Genomic DNA, 17,998 nt, shown 5'->3' on the forward strand with positions numbered 1-17,998 from the left:
TCATTATTATTTTTCTATAAATCTCCCCTTCTTCTAACATCGCTCTGTTATAATAAATAGGATTCCTAATCTTTCCAAGGAGTCTAAATTCCAGATAAGGAGTGATTTCATGGTATTCAAACTCACCCTGCATAAGCATGTAAAATCACTGTCCAGCGTATTTCTCGCTTCAGTGCTTGTACTAGGGTCTATTGCCCCAACTGCTCTGGCCGAAGAGCAAACGTCTGCGGCAAAGGAAGCTCAGCAGGTTAAAGTACTAAATCCAGAGACAGCATCCGTATTCCTGGATAAGTTCTTTAATTCACCTGAGGCAATGGCACAATATGTGGGAGCCTCCGTTGTTATTGTTAAAGACGGTGAAGTCGTTGCACAAGAAGGCTACGGATATTCTGACCTGGCAGCGCAGTCGCAGGTAGATCCTGAAGAAACAGCTTTCCGAGTAGCCTCTGTATCCAAGACATTCAACGCTGTGGCCGCGATGCAGCTGGTTGAACAAGGGAAAATCGACTTGAAAGCTGATATCAAGCAATACATAAAGGGTCTTGAATTCGATAACCCTTATGACAAACCGGTAACGATTGAGCATTTACTGACACATACAACAGGATTCGAGATCCGGGATCCTCAGCAGGAAGATATTCACACGGATTTTGATAAAACCGTATCCATTGAGGATTATGTTCGAGAGCATATGCCTCCCGTTGTTCGTGAACCGGGGAGCTCTTATATGTATGATAACTTTGCCTCTCTCTTATTAGGACTTGTCGTTCAAGAAGTGAGCGGTCAACCGTATGAGGAGTATATGCAGGATCATATTTTTGAACCGCTGGGAATGAAGAACAGCAGCTTCCTGCTGACGGACAGGTTTAAAGAACAGCTTGCAACCGGTTACGATGCAGCGAAGAATCCCGTTGATCTATACGCGATATCTCCGAATCCCATGCCTCATGGTGGAATGCTGACAACCGCTGAAGATATCAGCCAATTTATGATTGCCTTCCTAAACGGCGGAACGGACGGTGAGAACCGAATTCTATCTGAGTCGACGGTTGATAGTATGGAAATTTATCGTTCGGCGATCCACCCTCTTTTACCGGACACAACCTATGGCTTTGAGGCCGCTTTTCAGCTCCCTGGAGCCGGAAGCAGCCCTAAGATTATTACAAAGGGAGGGGATCTAATCGGATTCAGTTCTTATCTCTTCCTTATTCCGGAGCAGAATACGGGTGTCTTCCTTACCTATAATCAGACAGGTGCTCTTCGGAGTCTGTTCTATCCTGCTTTTATCAATGAATTCTTCCCTCAGTATGCAGAGGCAGCCGAATTTGACGACTATGAGCCTCAATCCGCAGATGAGCTTCAGCGTTATGCCGGATTGTACGCAGACCTGCGTTTAAGCACCATCGTCAGCTCTGTCTCAGGAGCAGAGGAGCAGGCAGGCAAGATGGCCATTCAGGATGCATTCCTTGGGCCTCGTGTCCTTACACAGGTAGAGGAGAATCTGTTTGTCGATGAGATCAGCGGCCAGTTTACCGCATTTAAAGAACACGAAGATGGCAGCGTATATTTGAAAGAGCCCTATCTGAATCCAATGGGTTACGAACGCAAAGGTGTAGCACCAGCAGGGTTTAGGGATGTAAGTCCAAGCAGTCCCTATGCTGAAGCATTATACGCTCTTCAGTCTTTAGGCTATTATCCAAATGACGCAAGTACGTCGGTCAACCCTAAGCATATCGTCACACGAGCTGAATTTGTTGAGGAGATCTTGAAGGTCAGCAACATTCCTGCCAGTAAGACATCACCTGCAGAAGGAACGGATTGGGCACAGCATGCTTCCGCTGGTTATATCCAATCCGCCCTGGAAATAGGCATGATGGGTGACACGAAGCAATTTAAACCAAATCAAGCCATCACACGTCAGGAAGCAGCTGTCATGCTGTGGAGAATCTATAAACTACAGTATCCTGATGAACTCTTTACTGAAGTTAAACTATCAGGCAACACGAGCGAATGGGCCGTTCCTGCGGTCAAAATGATGATCGGGCTTGGTATTTATGGACCCGAAGTAGACATTCATTCGGATGGTTCTGCCGACTTTCAGTCCAAAAAACCGCTGAATGTACAAGAAAATGCAGCATTTATTTATAAACTATTAACACAACCGACAGATCAAATTGCAGCAGCCCTGGCTTCGGAGCAAGCTCAAGCAGCAACTTCTTCCGGGGAAGAATAAATCGAGTAATAAGTTGAGGATACAAGGAGCTATATAAGAAAGAACACTTCGGTTGCAAAAATGCAGCCTGAAGTGTTCTTTTTGTTAGCTTCCTAACTCTAGGAATTAACCTAGGGCAAGCTGATCTATCAGCTTAGGAAGCCACTCATTCAAATCATCAAATTCAAAGCCAGCTTCGGCGGCTTTATTCGTGTTCATAAACCAGGAGTCTTCGACTCCAAAAGGTGAAGTAGCATCCTCCCCCACTTCCTTCGTCAGCTGTGCCTTCTTACCTGTCTTCGATTCGATAAGGTCCATCAACTCACCGAGAGAAATGGTATTCTGTGATGCCGCGTTTACAGGGCCGGTAATGCTGGAGGCTCCTGCCCATGCCAGAAAGCGTGCGGCTTCCTCTGAATGAATAAATCCCATTCGGGCGTTCAGATTAGGCAGTCCAATCGGTCTGCCATCTTTAATGCGATCCACATGGAAATGCAAACGTTTGGTGTAATCATCGGTTCCGAGTACGATCGGAAATCGTACGCATACGACAGGAAAAGAGGCTTGCTGCATAAATACAGCTTCAGCCTGACGTTTACCCTCCTGATATGTAAAACGGTCGTGTCTGCCATGCTGAATCCCATACGTCGAAGGATCAAAATCCTCTTCCTCCAAAGCATCCTTAACCCCTGCATCGTAAACGGACAAACTGGATGTGAAAATGTACTTCTTCGTTCTGCCATCAAAGAGCTTCACCGCATCCATGGCTGCATCTGGAGAGTAACATATATTATCATACACGATATCCCACTCTTCTTTTTCAGCGGCTGCTCGCAGCTGCTCCTCTACCTCGCGATCGACGATGAGATGTCTTACTTCTTCTCCAAAAGGAATAGGTGTGTTTCCGCGCGTGGCTACCGTAATTTCAGATTTACCTTCTTGCAGCAGGTACTCCACCAGTCTTTTTCCAAAAAAACGCGTTCCGCCAAGGATCAGAACCTTCTTCATTCGTTCTTCCCTCCATTTCCTCTCATTTAACAGTAAGGTATACAATACAACAATTAACTACCGCGAAGTCCAAGCCTTCATTCTCGCCTCACATATGATATTCCAAATCTATCACTGATTTCATAGAGGAGGAATGGTTATGTGGCTGGCTTTAGGATTATCAGTGGCCGCAGTGATTGTGCTCTCAATCATCACATTACGATATTTGGACAAACGGGCAGACAGTAAATTCCACCCTCATGCGCCAAACGAGCTGATTATCAAGTTTGTTGAGGGCACATCACAGGATGACATGAAGGCTCTGCACCACAAAGCAAAATGTACCGTTATCGATTCATATGAGGATCTAGGATTCTATCGAATTACTTCTAAACGAAAAATGCGTAAAATGCTTAACATATATCGTAAGCACGAGCTGATTGAATCAGCCGAACCCAATCATGTGTACAAGGCCGTATACACTCCGAATGACCCCTTCTATCCTGGCTATCAATATGCTCCACAAAAAGTGCTGGCTCCTGCTGCATGGGACCTCACCCAGAGCTCTGCTGCCATAAGAATAGCGGTGGTAGATACCGGTGTACAGCCGGACCATCCTGAGCTGGCTGGAAAATTACTTCCGGGTTATGACTACGTGGATTGGGATCCTAACACCAGCGATGGGAATGGACACGGCACGCATGTCGCCGGCATAGCTGCCGCTGCAACCAACAATGGAGTCGGCATTGCCGGCATGGCTCCCTTCGCCTCCATCATCCCCATTCGCTCTTTGGATAACAGCGGGAATGGCTTATTGTCCAGTGTCGCTAATGGCATTGTCTATGCCGCGAACAACGGAGCACATGTCGTGAACTTAAGCCTTGGATCACCAGCTAACGATTCGTTTCTTCAAGCGGCTGTGCAGTATGCCTGGGATCGTGGCGCTGTTGTTATTGCAGCAGCAGGTAACGATAATACAACAACACCAATGTATCCGGCCTATCTCCCCGGTGTCGTCGCAGTGGCATCAACGAATGCATCGGATGTGAAGTCGGCCTTTTCCAATTACGGTGCATGGGTCGATGTTGCAGCACCAGGTGACCAAATCTTGTCCACGTATCTTGGCAGCAGCTACGCTTATTTAAGCGGTACTTCAATGGCTGCGCCTCTCGTATCAGGTCTTGCAGCTTTGCTTGCAGCTCAGGGCAGATCGAACGTCAATGTAAGAGACTGTATTGTATTTACTTGCGACCCGATCGCAGGTACAGGCACTTACTGGGCGCATGGCCGCATAAATGCATTACGTGCAGTACAGCAGCCTGTCTCTTAAATCAAATGGACCGATCCCAGTAGAGTCTATCTCATCGGTGCAAAATCTTTGACTTGAGCTAATATTTGATCAATTCTCGCCAGCGTTGTAGAATCCAGCTCAATATCTACGGATTTCGCATTCTCCACAATTTGTTCAGGTCTGCTGGCACCTATCAATGCAGAGCTGATTCCCGGCAGGCGAAGTGTCCATGCAAGTGCGAGCTGAGACAGCTTCACTCCAAGTTCATTCGCTAGTCCATCGAGCTGGTACACCACCTCAAGCACGTCGTCACGCAGGTAACTGCGGATCACTCCATTCACGGCTTCATTAGCTGCTCGTGTACCTGCCGGCGGTTTCGCTCCTGGCTTGTATTTACCTGTGAGGATACCCTGGGCAAGCGGTGAGAATACGATCTGACCCATTCCTGCTTGCTCGGACACACTCAGCACCTCTTCTTCTATGTAACGTTCGAACATATTATATATCGGTTGATTCGCAATGAGGGGACGGAGATTCAGTTGTTTCGAGATGACTGCAGCCTCTGTAATCTGAGCAGGACTCCACTCGCTAATTGCAGCGTATAGGATTTTGCCTTGTGCAGTTAGATCATCCAGTGCACGCAGAGTCTCTTCCGTAGGTGTTTCATCATCATACCGATGGCAAAAATAGATGTCGATATAGTCTGTTCCCAGACGCGTAAGACTCGCCTCACATTGCTCCATGATTGCTTTTCTGGACAAGCCTCTATCATTAGGTCCCTCTCCCATCGGGAAGAATACCTTCGTGCTCAGCACATAGTCCGAGCGTTTATACGATCTTAGAGCTGTCCCTAACGCCTTTTCTCCCTCACCCCGATTGTATGCATTAGCTGTATCAAAGAAATTAATCCCGCATTCAAAGGCCTTATCAATACAAGCATCTGCTGCCTGCTGTTCTGCCGCTGTACCATAGGTTAACCAGCTGCCCAGACCAATCTCACTAACCTTGATTCCGCTTGATCCTACTCTCCTGTATTTCATGGACTCTCGCTTCCTCTCTGCATATGATTTTATTTTCTAATAGAGTGAAACCAATGACCCCTTCAATATATAGGAAATTCGGAATAAAGGGCAATGGGGAAATTTGATGTTGACCATTTTATTTACACAGCATGGAATAACAAAACCGCGCAAGCCACCTGGATTCGTGACAATGCGCGGTTTATTATTAATCTAGCTATTTTACTTCAGACGCCACGTAATTAGTGCATTCACTACGATTAGAACACCAGCAGCCATGAATAGCATCGCAACATTCGTGAATTCAATAAATACACCAGCGATGCCGAGTCCAATGGGAGCCGCCAGCAAAGACATGCTGCCTATAAAGCTAAACACTCTGCCGAGCAGGTGCGGTTCAATCTCGCTTTGAATTAATGCAGAGAACGGAGCGGAAAAGATCGGACCAGAGAGCCCGATTAACAGACTCATGACGACAAATACATAGAATGCGGATGCCGGCAGAATACCTGATATAAATAAAGCAACGCCCATAATGAGCATGCCTCCTGCCATAAGCCGAACCTTGCTGAATCTGTCACCGAATATCCCTATCACGGATGCACCCACGATCAATCCGATGGCAAAGACGATTTCAACCATCCCTGCCTGAAGTACACCCTGATCAAAATGGTTTCTTACCATCAGTGGAAAGTACGTACCAACGGGAATATATAGAATGCTGACGACCATGATCAGGATCGCCAATCTCCATACCTTGAGATGGCTAACGATCGCATGGTAGCCTTCTTTCATCTCAGCTAACAGGCTTGTTCCACCTTGATCCACTTGTTTAGACAGCTTGGGTATTTTGATGAACAATACCATCGTTGAAGCAATCAAGGCTCCAAAGACGTCAATGAGCAGAACCCATTCCAGGGAGCTGGCAGCAAGAATGCTCATCCCCAGCGCGGGTCCAGCAATATTCGTAATGGATCCTACCATTTGACCCCAGCCGGAAGCCTTGGTCAGATGCTCTTCAGGAACAAGCAGCGGAATCGTAGCCTGCATGGCAGGCATATGAAAGGCCGTGGCTAAGGACCGAATGACCAATACTACAATAATAAGTCCAATACCAGGCTCTTGATACAGCATGGTGATAAATAGCAAGAGACTCCCTAAAGCGACGGTCAGATCAGCTGCAATCATCATAAGTTTGCGTGAATAACGGTCAATAAGGGTTCCTGCAAGCGGACCAATCAATGCCTGGGGAAGAAAACCCGCAATTCCAGCCATGGCTAATATGAGCGGAGAACCCGTCGTGTCGGTCAGCCACCAGATCATACTAAACTGCACCGCAGCACTGCTCAGTAATGAGAAGAACTGTCCTGTGTATAAAGCAATAAATATAGATTTCCATTTGTTACTTGTCATATGAATCGATACCTCCAAAATTAGCGTATCGATTACTCATCGATACGAGCTATAAGTTATGTTTGAACTAACTCAAGCTCGAATCAAAAGAACAACAGCATCATCATTTTTATCCCTCCAAATTACAGTTACACAGAATTCATATTAACAGAGTTAATTAACAGATCATAAGTATCCGTTCATTATTCAACAATTTAGACGAATTAGACAATTGAAGATTTTATATTACCTATTATAATTGAACAGTGATTAACGACAAGTAACTAATTTTCATGAAATTGGGGGTAACTATATGAATACAAAATATAATAACAATCCGGTACTATTCGCTTTGCTATTATCTGCATTTTCAGCGTTAGGGCCATTTACGGTGGATATGTATCTCTCATCGCTCCCCCAAATGACAGATTATTATGGCACGAGCGCATCTATGATTCAAGCAAGTCTAACTGCCAGCTTATTAGGTTTAGGTATAGGACAGCTTGTTACAGGCCCTTTAAGTGATGTTCATGGAAGACGTAATCCTTTGCTGATCTCTATGATTCTCTATTCGATAGCCTCAATCGCTTGTGCTTTTTCACCAAACATTGGCATATTCATAGTCCTGCGCTTCATCCAGGGATTTGTCGCCTCCGCTGGGCTCGTCATTTCACGTGCAATTGTTCGTGACCGGTATCGTGGCGTAGAAATGGTACAATTTATGTCTGTTTTAACGATGATCAGTAATATTGCACCTTTGATCTCCCCAACAGCAGGGAGCGCAGTAACTACCTTCACTTCTTGGATAGGTGTGTTTATCTTTTTAGGGATACTGGGGCTTCTGCTAACAGGTTTGACGGCTTGGAAAATAAACGAAAGTTTGCCTGTCGAAAGACGTGTGCCAAGCAGCTTTAGCGAAGTGTTAAACAATTATAGTTCTTTACTTCGAAATAGAAGCTTTATGGGATATGCTCTGGTTAATGGGATCTTATTCTCTGGAGTATTTGCTTATGTTGCGGGTACACCATTTATTTATCAAAATATATACGGTATTTCGCCTCAGCTATTTTCGATTCTTTTTGCGTTGAATGGTCTCGGTATCATTATAGGATCGCAGTTCGTCAAACGCCTCGCTGGACGATGGGAAGAAGATCGAATTATTCAATCCGGATTGCTGCTTGCGTGCATTGCTGCTACTGTCGCTTTAATCGTTGTTTTGTCTCATGGACCTTTCATTGCTTTGTTTAGTTCGATCTTTTTATTTGCAGTATCGATCGGCATTATAGGTCCCGTCTCATTTACACTCGCTATGGAGTCACAAGGTCATATTGCGGGAAGTGCGGCCGCTATTTTGGGTTCACTCCAATTTGCACTAGGTGCACTCTCATCTCCAATCGTGGGGGTTGCAGGAGAAACATCTGCTGTTCCTTTCGGTATTACCATTTTTATGACCAGTATATTGGCTGTAATCTTCTACAGAAATTTAGTGAGTAGACCGGACTCTGCCAAAAAATCTAATTCGGAAACATTCCGATAAACCATAATAAAGGAGCAGATGTTTCAGACATCTGCTCCTTCTTTTCTAACTGACGTGCAGCTTTCCATTAAATTTCACTGTAGTCAATCTCCATGAACTGAACGACTTCCTTCTCCCAGCGCTCAGTTACAAACTCCACATGCTTCGGATGTACATTGTATGCCTCATAATCTTCCCGACTGTTGAACACCATCGAAAATCCATAATCATATGTATTCTTCGGGCTGATCTCGCGAAACACTTGAAAATGGTTAACGGTAGGAATACTGCTCAGTGCAGACTTTCCGTCCTGAAGAAATGCGGATTCTTCCGCAGAGCCATGAGCGTGTTTCAATGAAAATACTACAGAATGTATAATTTGCTGTTGGTTCATCCCATTCACTCCTTAAGTTGGATTTATTCAAAAGGATATCGTAGTCCCCACTGGCCACGAATTTGATCAAGCAGCTTCATAATGGATACAGACTCGTCCAGCGGAATCACAGAGCTCTCTGTGCGTCCTTCAATCAAGCATCTGCCAAGCTCTTCGGCTTCAAATGCGTAACCAATGCTTTCGCGATCATCCTCAAACGTTGTTACAATTCCGTTGACATGGAGTTCTGCTGTATATGCATTGAGGAAAGACGGAATGCGGATATGTCCATCAGTGCCATAAATAAAAGCTTCATTGGTGAGGCCGAGACGCACGGCCCCGTTCAGCTGAGCAGTTTTACCGCTGCCGTAGGAGAATAGTAGTGAGAACTCTTCATCTACACCGGTATCCCCAATATGTGCTGTACTCCACACCTGCTCGGGTTCAGCACCGAAGATCATGGATGCAAAGGATACCGGGTAGATCCCCGCATCTAATAATGCGCCGCCTCCAAGCTTAGGATTTAAGAGCCTGCCTTCTGGATCGTAATCTGCACGGAAGCCGAAATCCGCCTTAACCAGCTTGATTTGTCCAATCTTCCCTTCATTCAGCCACTCTCTTACCTTACATATAGCCGGGAGAAATCTCGTCCACATTCCTTCCATAAGGAAGAGTTTATTCTCTCTTGCGAAGGATACCAGCTCTTCTACTTCACCGGCATTCACTGTAAAAGGCTTTTCGCATAATACCGCTTTTCCTGCTCTTAGACACAGGAGCACATTTTCCTTATGAAAAGGATGCGGCGTAGCTACATAGATCGCATCCACCTCAGGATCATTTACCAAGTCTTCGTAACTGGCATGTGCTTTCTTAATTCCATACTCGGCGGCAAATTTCTCTGCACTCTCCGCAGTTCTGGAACCGACCGCATAGGCCTCTCCATTGCTTGCATAGGTAAGGTCCTTCGTGAACTGAGATGCGATCCATCCCGTTCCTAATATTCCCCACTTAATCGTTTTCGACATGTTATGTACCCCTCTCCTCAAATCACAGATTGTCACCGTTTTCAAATTACTGAATACGTTTACTGTGGCATCACTTCTGTGAACCATTATAAAGGACTTCCCTGAAGAATGCGATAATGGATGACAAAAAAAGGAACACATCAGCGATGTGTTCCTCTCTTCCGTATGAACTACACTTCGATAATGATGGGTAGTATCATCGGTCTTCTTTTGTTTTGGCTATATATAAATCGCCCTACGTCATCCTTCAAAATTTGCTTGATCAGGTTCCATTGACTCGCTTCTGATTCGGACAGACTGTCCATCGAGTCCAAGATCACTTGATGAATTTGCTCCATCAGCGCTTCGTTCTCTTTGACGAATACGAATCCGCGTGAGATAACTTCAGGAGAAGCCATCATTTTTCGCTCTGTTTTGCTTAAAGTGGTGACAATGATCAGCATACCATCAGAGGCCAGATGTCTCCGATCCCTAAGTACAATGTTCCCGACATCACCAACGCCTAAACCATCGACGAGATTGTTTCCTGCGTGAACCTTGGGCCCCATTGAAGCTGCCCCATTTTTGATTTGAATGGTTTCGCCGTTCCTGACGATAAACACATTCTCGCTTGGTACACCTACCGATTCAGCAAGCAGGCGATGCTTGTATAGCATCCGAAATTCACCGTGTACGGGAAACAAATATTCCGGCTTCATCAGCGTCAGCATCAGCTTCAACTCCTCCTGGCTGCCATGACCAGAGACGTGCATACCCGAAGCACTGCCTGAACCGTATATAACTTTAGCGCCGATGCCATACAGATTGTCAACGACATTGGATAGATTACGTTCATTGCCAGGTATTGCGCCTGCAGCGATAATTACCGTATCTCCGGGTAATATTTCAATATGCGGATGCTGTGAGCTTGCGAGCCGGGATAATGCTGCCATAGGCTCTCCTTGACTCCCTGTACATAGAACGGCGATCTGCTCTGGAGGATATTTCTCAGAATCTCTTGCATCAATCAGCAGACCTTCAGGAATTCGCAGATAACCTAGATCATTGGCTACTTCAACGACATTTACCATGCTGCGTCCAAGCAGAGCCAGCTTACGATTCGTTTCAATGGCCGCATCAATAATCTGCTGGACTCGATTCACATTCGAAGCGAAGGTGGAGATGAACACCTGCTGTTTGGCACTGGAGAAGGCATCAAGGATATGGCTGCCGACAATTCGTTCAGAGGGAGTAAAGCCGGCACGCTCAGCATTGGTACTCTCTGATATCAATACCTTAACGCCCTTCTTCCCGATCTCAGCCATCCGATGAAGGTCCGGATACGGTCCATTTACAGGCGACATGTCAAATTTAAAATCACCTGTATGGACAACTGTGCCCTCAGGCGTGTCGAATACAATGCCGAGACAATCCGGAATACTGTGGATCGTCGGAAAAAAGGAAGCTCGAATGGAGCCTGCGTCCACGACCGAATTCTCATCAATGACATGCAGCTTGGATTCGTCTAACAATCCGTGTTCCTTCAGCTTTATTTTGATCAAACCAATGGTTAATGCGGTTCCGTACACCGGTATATTGAGCTGCTTGAGCAAATAGGGGATGCCGCCAATGTGATCCTCATGCCCGTGGGTGACCACGAGTGCCTTGATATCCTCTTGATGATCTAACAGGTAGGAGAAGTCAGGCACAATCAGATCAATTCCGGGCAGGCTTTCGTCCGGGAATTTCGATCCGCAATCAATAAGTACAAGATCACGGTCATATTGAATAAAGTACATATTTTTACCGATTTCGTTGACACCGCCTAGAGCTGCGATTAACAACCGACTAGCTTCCGTCCTCAATACGAAGTACCTCCCTTTCATGTTCGAGAAAAGATGATTAGGACTCTTTGGTTCCGTAAGTCTGCTTCTTCCTCAGCTCACGATTATCATGATCTACCCATATGTGGAAGACATATTCGAACGCAGCCATTACCAGAGAGATAATCAGAATGTCTGTGAGTGTGGTGTTCCAGAACATAAGCTCCTTAAATATCCATAGAACGGCAAATACAAAAACAAAATCTGCTACCGTTGCTATGATGTTGTTCGTTTTTCGAAATACTACAATATCTCCGAATAAAAAACCGATAGAAGCAATCAGCAGAGCAGCAAACCATGAAGTGATGAAGGAAGCATCGGAGAGCCACATCAGCAGTCCTGTCACCAGCACACTGTATGCTAGAAATTTTGTCATTTCTTTTTTGATATGAATCGCTCCTTCTGAAATGAAATGGATTCTAGATGTTATATTATCCGCAAATTGCAATTTACATCCAAAATGATTCAGAAGTTTAACAGCGTACTATTCGACTCTAATTGTAAACACATAGCTGGCACTTCCCTTGTCCCAGGAAGCATAAACACTATAAATGTAAATACCTGCTATTCCTGGTGCAGTCATCGTGTTATAATCCAATGGGACATTTTCGGATTGCAGATCATCCGTCCAATTCACTACTCCTATTGAGCCCTCTGAAGGTACTTGCGTAAACTCGCTTCGTGTTATACATTCGCAGACTCATCCCATACCAATGAAAAGGATGTTGCACACATGTTAAGTAATAATGGAGCTGCTAACTCCTGGAAAAAGAACACCGCCCTATTCTTAACCAGCCAGACCATTTCGTTATTTGGTTCCTCGCTTGTCCAGTATGCTATCATGTGGTATATCACTTTGGAGACCCAATCCGGCATCATGATGACCATATCCATCATTTGCGGATTTGTTCCTGCCTTCTTCCTATCCCCCTTTGCAGGAGTATGGGCAGACCGGTATAACAGGAAGCTCTTGATTATGCTCGCAGACTCCATGATTGCCCTATCGACACTGGTGCTTGCTGTGTTGTTCCTGCTAGGTTACGAGGCCATCTGGCTGCTCTTTGTGATGTCTGCAATTCGGGCAATCGGCACAGGAATTCAGACCCCGGCTGTAGGGGCCATTCTTCCGCAGTTTGTACCAGAGGATCAATTAACCAGAGTTAACGGAATTAATGGAAGTATCCAAGCCTTCATCATGATCGTGTCTCCTATGGCAAGCGCAGCATTGCTTACGAAGGCAAGTATTGAAGTCATTTTCTTTGTTGATGTCATTACCGCTCTAATTGCGATTCTCACTCTCCTGTTCTTCCTTCGTGTTCCGGCGCATTCCAAGGCGATGCAGGATCAAACTACCAGCTATTTGGAAGATTTGAAAAAAGGCATTAAATATATTAGCGCTCACACCTTCCTGAAGAAATTCTTCGTTTATGTCGCATTATTTAACGTTCTTGCTGCACCTGCTGCTTTTCTCACACCTTTGCAGGTTACAAGAACCTTTGGCAGTGATGTATGGAGATTAACCGCCATTGAAATTACATTTGCGATTGGCATGATGATCGGAGGAATATTGCTCGCAACCTGGGGAGGGTTCAAAAACAAAATCCACACCATGGCGATGGCAGGCTTGTTGATGGGAGCATGTACGATCGCACTTGGCGTAGTCCCGATCTTCGCCATTTACTTAACCTTTATGAGCTTATTTGGTCTCGCAATGCCTTTCTTCAATACGCCATTCACTGTCCTGCTGCAAGAAAAAGTAGAGCCTGACTATCTGGGCAGAGTATTTGGTGTCCTCACAATGATATCCACTTCGATGATGCCGCTTGGCATGCTTGTATTTGGCCCCGTTGCGGATGTCGTCGCTATAGAATGGCTGCTGATGGGAACCGGCGTATTGCTGCTGGTATTGGTATTCACCCTTATTGGAAACAAAGTGCTGGTTGAAGCCGGTAAACCGGCTGTGAATGAAGATATACATTAAAAATACAAGAAGGCTGCCCCTGAAGGCAGCCTCTTTGCTGTTTCTATCCCTTATTGAACTTTTTGAAAGGTGTTTTGATGCTCCTTGTTCCATAATTCCTGAAAATAATTGCTGCGACACATGAGCTCCTCGAAACTCCCTGCATCTTCAATCGCTCCGTCTTTCACTAACAGTATTTTATCAACATCCTTGATGAAGCTAAGCCGATGTGCAACCACAAGCATCGTCTTCTCCTTGAACATATGCAGCATCTCACGCATAATCTGCTTCTCTAGAATATTGTCCAGCGCAGACACTGGTTCGTCCAGAATTACAAGCGGGCGCTGCTGACCCATAATCCGGGCAAAAGCAAGCCTTTGCTTCTCCCCGCCAGACAATTTGGTCCCTCTTTCCCCCACCCAAGTGTCCAGCTGCTGAGGAAGTCCTCTCACTTTATTTTTCAAGCCAACCTTATCCAGCAATTCATATAAGTCTTCATCGCAGTGATTCGGCAGCAGCAGATTATGACGAATCGTTGTATCAAATATCGGCGGTTCCTGCGAAATGTAGGACAACTGATCATACAGATGATGAAGATGAAGCTCATCAATATCAATTCCATCAATTAATATCCTGCCGGATTTTTTCTTGAGCAGGCCCGTCATGAGCTTGACGATGGTTGATTTACCACTCCCGCTCATGCCGGCAATGGCAACCGAGCTGCCCTGCTCAATTGTAAAGCTAACCTCGTTTAAGATTCGATGATTCTCATCATCGTAAGTGACCTTATCAAACTCGATTCTTCCTCTCAGGGCACTGATCGATATGCCGGTATCTAGATTCCGATCCTCTGGTTTGTTAAGGAAAGCTTCAAACCGCGAATAAGTAACCCGGTCCAGCTTGTAATCCACATACAGCACATTGAAGATTGCAATTGGCATATATACTTGATCAATGAACATGATCATCGCAACAATGACACCAATAGACAAGTCACCTGCAATGATTTGGTTCGCACCGTAGAAGATGACTCCGATTTTGATCACATTAACAAACAGAGCAAAAATCGCAAAAAATGCTTCATGCACAAGTCTAATCTGAGTACTTCTCTTGATGATTTGACCCGATGTACGAGTCATTCGATCGATTTCTCTCTGATACCGCCTATTCAAGCGAAACACAACCAGCTCCATAAATCCGCGAACGGTGTATCTCGACATTTGCTCCTGATCTGCGATCAGCGATGCTTTCACACGATAGAGCGTCCCCAGCAGCAAATGTGTCATCATGAATACAAGCACGTAGCCGGCTAAATTAATGAACAGAATATGGATATTATATAATCCGATAAATAACAGGCTGAACGCAATCTTTGGAAGCAGCTCATGAAATATGGTGAGGTAGAACGAATGCAGCATTTTGCCTCCTGCCTGAGCTCCGTTCTCAATCACCTGGATCATCTCGCCGGTTCCAATACTTTGATACGATGCATAATCAATTTTGGACACTTTGGTTAATGCGAAGATCTTTAGCTTCTCAACAATACTGTTTGATAAATAGGTATTTGGATATTCATCGACATAATTCAGAATAGTCAATCCGATGACCACTGCACCATAGAGGATGATGAACCATTTCATTTCTTCAATATGATCCACAGTGATGATGGTATCCAGTAATTGCTGGAACATCTTGATCCCCAGTGCTTCTAAGTATTGAATGGCAAATCCAATCAGAATATATATGACAATCATCGATCTAAAATGTTTTACACAGCTCATCAACAAGACACGTCTAACCTCCATCAGTGAAATGTAAAAAAAGCCAAGGAAGCACCATAGCAGTGACAAATGAACCCTGGCTCTCCGGCCATAGGCGTATTTGTCCTCTTGCAGTGTCCCTTGACTCTTTTTTTAAAAATGGTCAATTCCGGGCACCGTTCTAGTCATTAATCAACACTCGGCCAAAGGGCAGACTGCCCCCTTGGCGGCTGGTACGCGTTTTACCCAGCCCGATGATTAATTACTTCGAACGATACGGAATGCCATCCTCTTCACCTCGTATGTATAGACTGTTCTTATTGTAAATGATGGAAAAATGGTTGTACAGTCATTCCTTGTACTCAGAAGCCAATATGCCGTAATACTCCAAGTCCTCATATTGTCCCCACTTCATCACATGCTGCGGGAATGTCCCCTCATGCTTCATGCCAATCTTTCTCATGACTGTGGAAGAAGCAGGATTACGAACTAACGCTGCTGCCCAAACCCATCTCCCTTAGACTGAATGGCTTGCCTCCGTTCTATAAAAGCTTCGGCAGTTCCTGCAGGATAGGGATAAGGAATGCTTAATGTCGTACTTGCAATATCCTTTTCAGTCAGCAAGGCTTCCATTGCAGCAGCGTCGTGTCGGTCCAAGGACCGTAATACCAGCCTGTCCGTCGTTCTTTGTTCCATCTAGCTTCACCCTCTCAGCAAACGCTCTTTTTTATATTGCTTGTCTCTCAAGTAATCATCCCATGAATCCAGCAGCAATTCAGGCTCTGCTTCTATTAAGTCCATTGCAGCATCCTCATGCCGGCTGCGAAGATCATTCATGATGTCAATTAAATCCTCGCGGTCCAGCAGCCTTACACCATTATATCCTGCCAGCTTCAAGCAAGCATCCGTATAAATGCCAGATGTAATAACGATAGACTTCTGGGCCCTGTAAAATGGCATCGCACTATATATCTCCTGTACAGCAGACAGCCCTACCGGATTACTAACGGCATATCGCTTGGCCTGAATAATTGCTCGATTCCCATTCCGATCGGTAAACACCAGATCCGCTCCAAAATCCCGGCTGCTCACCGTCTTGTAAGCATCTTCGTATCCCAAGGCGAGAAATAACCGATATAAATATTCTTCGAAATCCTTGCCATCTTCCATACGATCGATGTCTTTAATGGTGATCTTGTATGGATTAAGCTCCCTTCGCCTGCGCCCTCTTGATATAAGGATAATAATTCTAGCGGCGATGACAATCATGATGGCTGCCACTATGGCATAAATTACGGCCAACATTTAATTCCTCCCTATTCTTTGAGTCCCGATATGTATGCTTGCTTGCGTATGAAGGAATCCTGTGCTCTGAAATCAAGAAGATAATAAGAACATGCATTCTCCTGCTAAACAAATTATAAATTGACTTCATCGAAAGGTAAAGGATAACAATTACCGAGTTATCAACGCTTCACACATTACATTGGAAACTGGCCGATTTTGACAAAATCGCATGTTAACGGATATCGTATAAGTTGAAATAGCTAAATCCAGGAATACAGGAGGCATGCAAAATGGAGTACACTTATCTCGGAAGAAGTGGTTTACAAGTATCCAGACTCTGTCTTGGTACAATGACATATGGTGCCTGGGATATGGATGAGAGCAGCTCTCTGTCTATCATTGACAAGGTGCTGGGTTCGGGGATTAATTTCATTGATACGGCAGATACATATGGTAAAGGAACGACAGAGGAGATTATTGGCAAGGCGCTTCATGGAAGACGGGATCAATTCATCGTTGCGACCAAGTTTAAAGTACGGACCGCTGAAGGCGTCAATGGTGAAGGAGCCAGTCGATATCGCATTATGCGGCAGGTAGAGGCAAGCTTGAAGCGACTGAATACGGATTACATCGATTTGTATCAGATCCACCGCCCGGATCCATACACTCCGCTTGACGAAACTCTTCGTGCGATGGATGATCTCGTTACTCAAGGCAAAGTACGATACATTGGATGTTCGAATTTTGAAGCTTGGCGTATTGTTGAATCCCTGTGGGTCAGTGAGAAGATGAATTTGGAGCGCTTTGTCACCAATCAGCCTTCCTACAACATGTTCAATCGTTATATTGAACAGGAGATCTTACCTGTCTCCGAGCGGCATGGATTATCAACATTAGCTTACTCTCCATTAGATGGGGGCTGGTTATCCGGCAAATATCGCAGCGGACAACCCCTTCCATCAAATTCTCGCGGTGAACGGATGGATACAGAAGCTCCAGTGAATCGTGATAAGCTGGCTAGAGTGGACAAACTCGCTGAAATTGCTGAGGCCAAAGGAATTACACTCGGTCAATTTGCTCTTGCCTGGCTGCTTCATCGGCCAAGTGTGATTCCCGTAATTGGAGTTAGAAATGAACAACAGCTACATAGCAATCTTAAGGCACTTGATGTCAAACTTACGGAAGAGGAAATAAGACGAGTTGAGGAGATATCCCCTAGTCCTTATATCGACTTTTCTAAAGACGGCAGCTTCTGGTTTGACGAGCCCAGGGCTTATCGATTCAAGTAAGTTCCGACTAGCAATCCGTCCAGCT

16 protein-coding genes are annotated in these 17,998 nt (G+C 45.1%); 5 read left to right on the top strand and 11 right to left on the bottom strand.

The annotated features are described in order from the left end of the window. Positions 1 to 109 precede the first annotated feature (109 nt). On the top strand, positions 110 to 2,233 hold the full coding sequence (locus BLW49_RS22740) for a serine hydrolase domain-containing protein (RefSeq protein WP_090727040.1): 2,124 nt from the start codon (positions 110 to 112) through the stop codon (positions 2,231 to 2,233). A gap of 105 nt (positions 2,234 to 2,338) precedes the next feature. On the opposite strand, the gene BLW49_RS22745 is transcribed toward BLW49_RS22740, so the two are convergent. Next, complete coding sequence (locus BLW49_RS22745) at positions 2,339 to 3,220, bottom strand: NAD-dependent epimerase/dehydratase family protein (protein ID WP_090727042.1); 882 nt, start codon at positions 3,218 to 3,220, stop codon at positions 2,339 to 2,341. Between the two features lie 139 nt (positions 3,221 to 3,359). Here BLW49_RS22745 and BLW49_RS22750 point away from each other — a divergent pair, with 139 nt between their 5' ends. Then, positions 3,360 to 4,529: a S8 family peptidase gene (locus BLW49_RS22750; RefSeq protein WP_090727043.1), complete on the top strand. Its 1,170-nt coding sequence runs from the start codon at positions 3,360 to 3,362 to the stop codon at positions 4,527 to 4,529. 26 nt (positions 4,530 to 4,555) lie between these two features. On the opposite strand, the gene BLW49_RS22755 is transcribed toward BLW49_RS22750, so the two are convergent. Both BLW49_RS22755 and BLW49_RS22760 read right to left on the bottom strand, forming a co-directional pair. Next, entirely contained in the window at positions 4,556 to 5,530 is a 975-nt protein-coding gene (locus tag BLW49_RS22755) for an aldo/keto reductase family protein (RefSeq protein ID WP_090727045.1), read from the bottom strand. A 201-nt stretch (positions 5,531 to 5,731) separates the two neighbouring features. After that, the gene (locus BLW49_RS22760) at positions 5,732 to 6,922 is read right to left on the bottom strand and encodes an MFS transporter (RefSeq protein ID WP_090727047.1); all 1,191 of its coding nucleotides are present in this window, start codon (positions 6,920 to 6,922) and stop codon (positions 5,732 to 5,734) included. Positions 6,923 to 7,214: 292 nt separating this feature from the next. On the opposite strand from BLW49_RS22760, the gene BLW49_RS22765 reads away from it, so the two are divergent. Next, positions 7,215 to 8,438 (top strand): multidrug effflux MFS transporter, encoded by a 1,224-nt coding sequence (locus BLW49_RS22765; protein ID WP_076315203.1) that lies wholly within the window; start codon positions 7,215 to 7,217, stop codon positions 8,436 to 8,438. A 67-nt stretch (positions 8,439 to 8,505) separates the two neighbouring features. Here the strand turns inward: BLW49_RS22765 and BLW49_RS22770 are convergent, their stop codons facing one another. The 5 genes from BLW49_RS22770 to BLW49_RS28930 form a co-directional block, all read right to left on the bottom strand. Next, the gene (locus BLW49_RS22770; protein WP_090727048.1) at positions 8,506 to 8,811 is read right to left on the bottom strand and encodes a Dabb family protein; all 306 of its coding nucleotides are present in this window, start codon (positions 8,809 to 8,811) and stop codon (positions 8,506 to 8,508) included. A 23-nt stretch (positions 8,812 to 8,834) separates the two neighbouring features. Continuing rightward, positions 8,835 to 9,815, bottom strand: coding sequence for a Gfo/Idh/MocA family protein (locus BLW49_RS22775; protein ID WP_090727049.1), 981 nt, complete (start codon positions 9,813 to 9,815; stop codon positions 8,835 to 8,837). Positions 9,816 to 9,985: 170 nt separating this feature from the next. Next, positions 9,986 to 11,680 carry a ribonuclease J gene (locus BLW49_RS22780; RefSeq protein WP_090727051.1) on the bottom strand — a complete coding sequence of 565 codons (1,695 nt, stop codon included), beginning with the start codon at positions 11,678 to 11,680 and terminating at the stop codon, positions 9,986 to 9,988. Between the two features lie 16 nt (positions 11,681 to 11,696). Then, the gene (locus tag BLW49_RS22785) at positions 11,697 to 12,125 is read right to left on the bottom strand and encodes a DUF2512 family protein (RefSeq protein WP_076315199.1); all 429 of its coding nucleotides are present in this window, start codon (positions 12,123 to 12,125) and stop codon (positions 11,697 to 11,699) included. Between the two features lie 36 nt (positions 12,126 to 12,161). Continuing rightward, positions 12,162 to 12,314 carry a hypothetical protein gene (locus BLW49_RS28930; RefSeq protein WP_177178828.1) on the bottom strand — a complete coding sequence of 51 codons (153 nt, stop codon included), beginning with the start codon at positions 12,312 to 12,314 and terminating at the stop codon, positions 12,162 to 12,164. Positions 12,315 to 12,410: 96 nt separating this feature from the next. On the opposite strand from BLW49_RS28930, the gene BLW49_RS22790 reads away from it, so the two are divergent. Next, positions 12,411 to 13,658: an MFS transporter gene (locus tag BLW49_RS22790; protein ID WP_090727052.1), complete on the top strand. Its 1,248-nt coding sequence runs from the start codon at positions 12,411 to 12,413 to the stop codon at positions 13,656 to 13,658. 50 nt (positions 13,659 to 13,708) lie between these two features. Here the strand turns inward: BLW49_RS22790 and BLW49_RS22795 are convergent, their stop codons facing one another. From BLW49_RS22795 to BLW49_RS22805, 3 genes are all read right to left on the bottom strand, one after another. Beyond that, positions 13,709 to 15,418, bottom strand: a complete 1,710-nt coding sequence (locus BLW49_RS22795; protein WP_256209913.1) for an ABC transporter ATP-binding protein — start codon at positions 15,416 to 15,418, stop codon at positions 13,709 to 13,711. 468 nt (positions 15,419 to 15,886) lie between these two features. Then, positions 15,887 to 16,093, bottom strand: a complete 207-nt coding sequence (locus BLW49_RS29540) for a GNAT family N-acetyltransferase (protein WP_371264612.1) — start codon at positions 16,091 to 16,093, stop codon at positions 15,887 to 15,889. Between the two features lie 6 nt (positions 16,094 to 16,099). Beyond that, positions 16,100 to 16,702 (bottom strand): restriction endonuclease, encoded by a 603-nt coding sequence (locus tag BLW49_RS22805; RefSeq protein ID WP_090727055.1) that lies wholly within the window; start codon positions 16,700 to 16,702, stop codon positions 16,100 to 16,102. 272 nt (positions 16,703 to 16,974) lie between these two features. Between BLW49_RS22805 and BLW49_RS22810 the strand changes: the two genes are divergently transcribed. Then, complete coding sequence (locus BLW49_RS22810; RefSeq protein WP_090727057.1) at positions 16,975 to 17,973, top strand: aldo/keto reductase; 999 nt, start codon at positions 16,975 to 16,977, stop codon at positions 17,971 to 17,973. Positions 17,974 to 17,998 lie beyond the last annotated feature (25 nt).

It is taken from the genome of Paenibacillus sp. PDC88 (genome assembly GCF_900106725.1).
In the GTDB taxonomy this organism is placed as follows: Bacteria; Bacillota; Bacilli; order Paenibacillales; family Paenibacillaceae; genus Paenibacillus; species Paenibacillus shunpengii.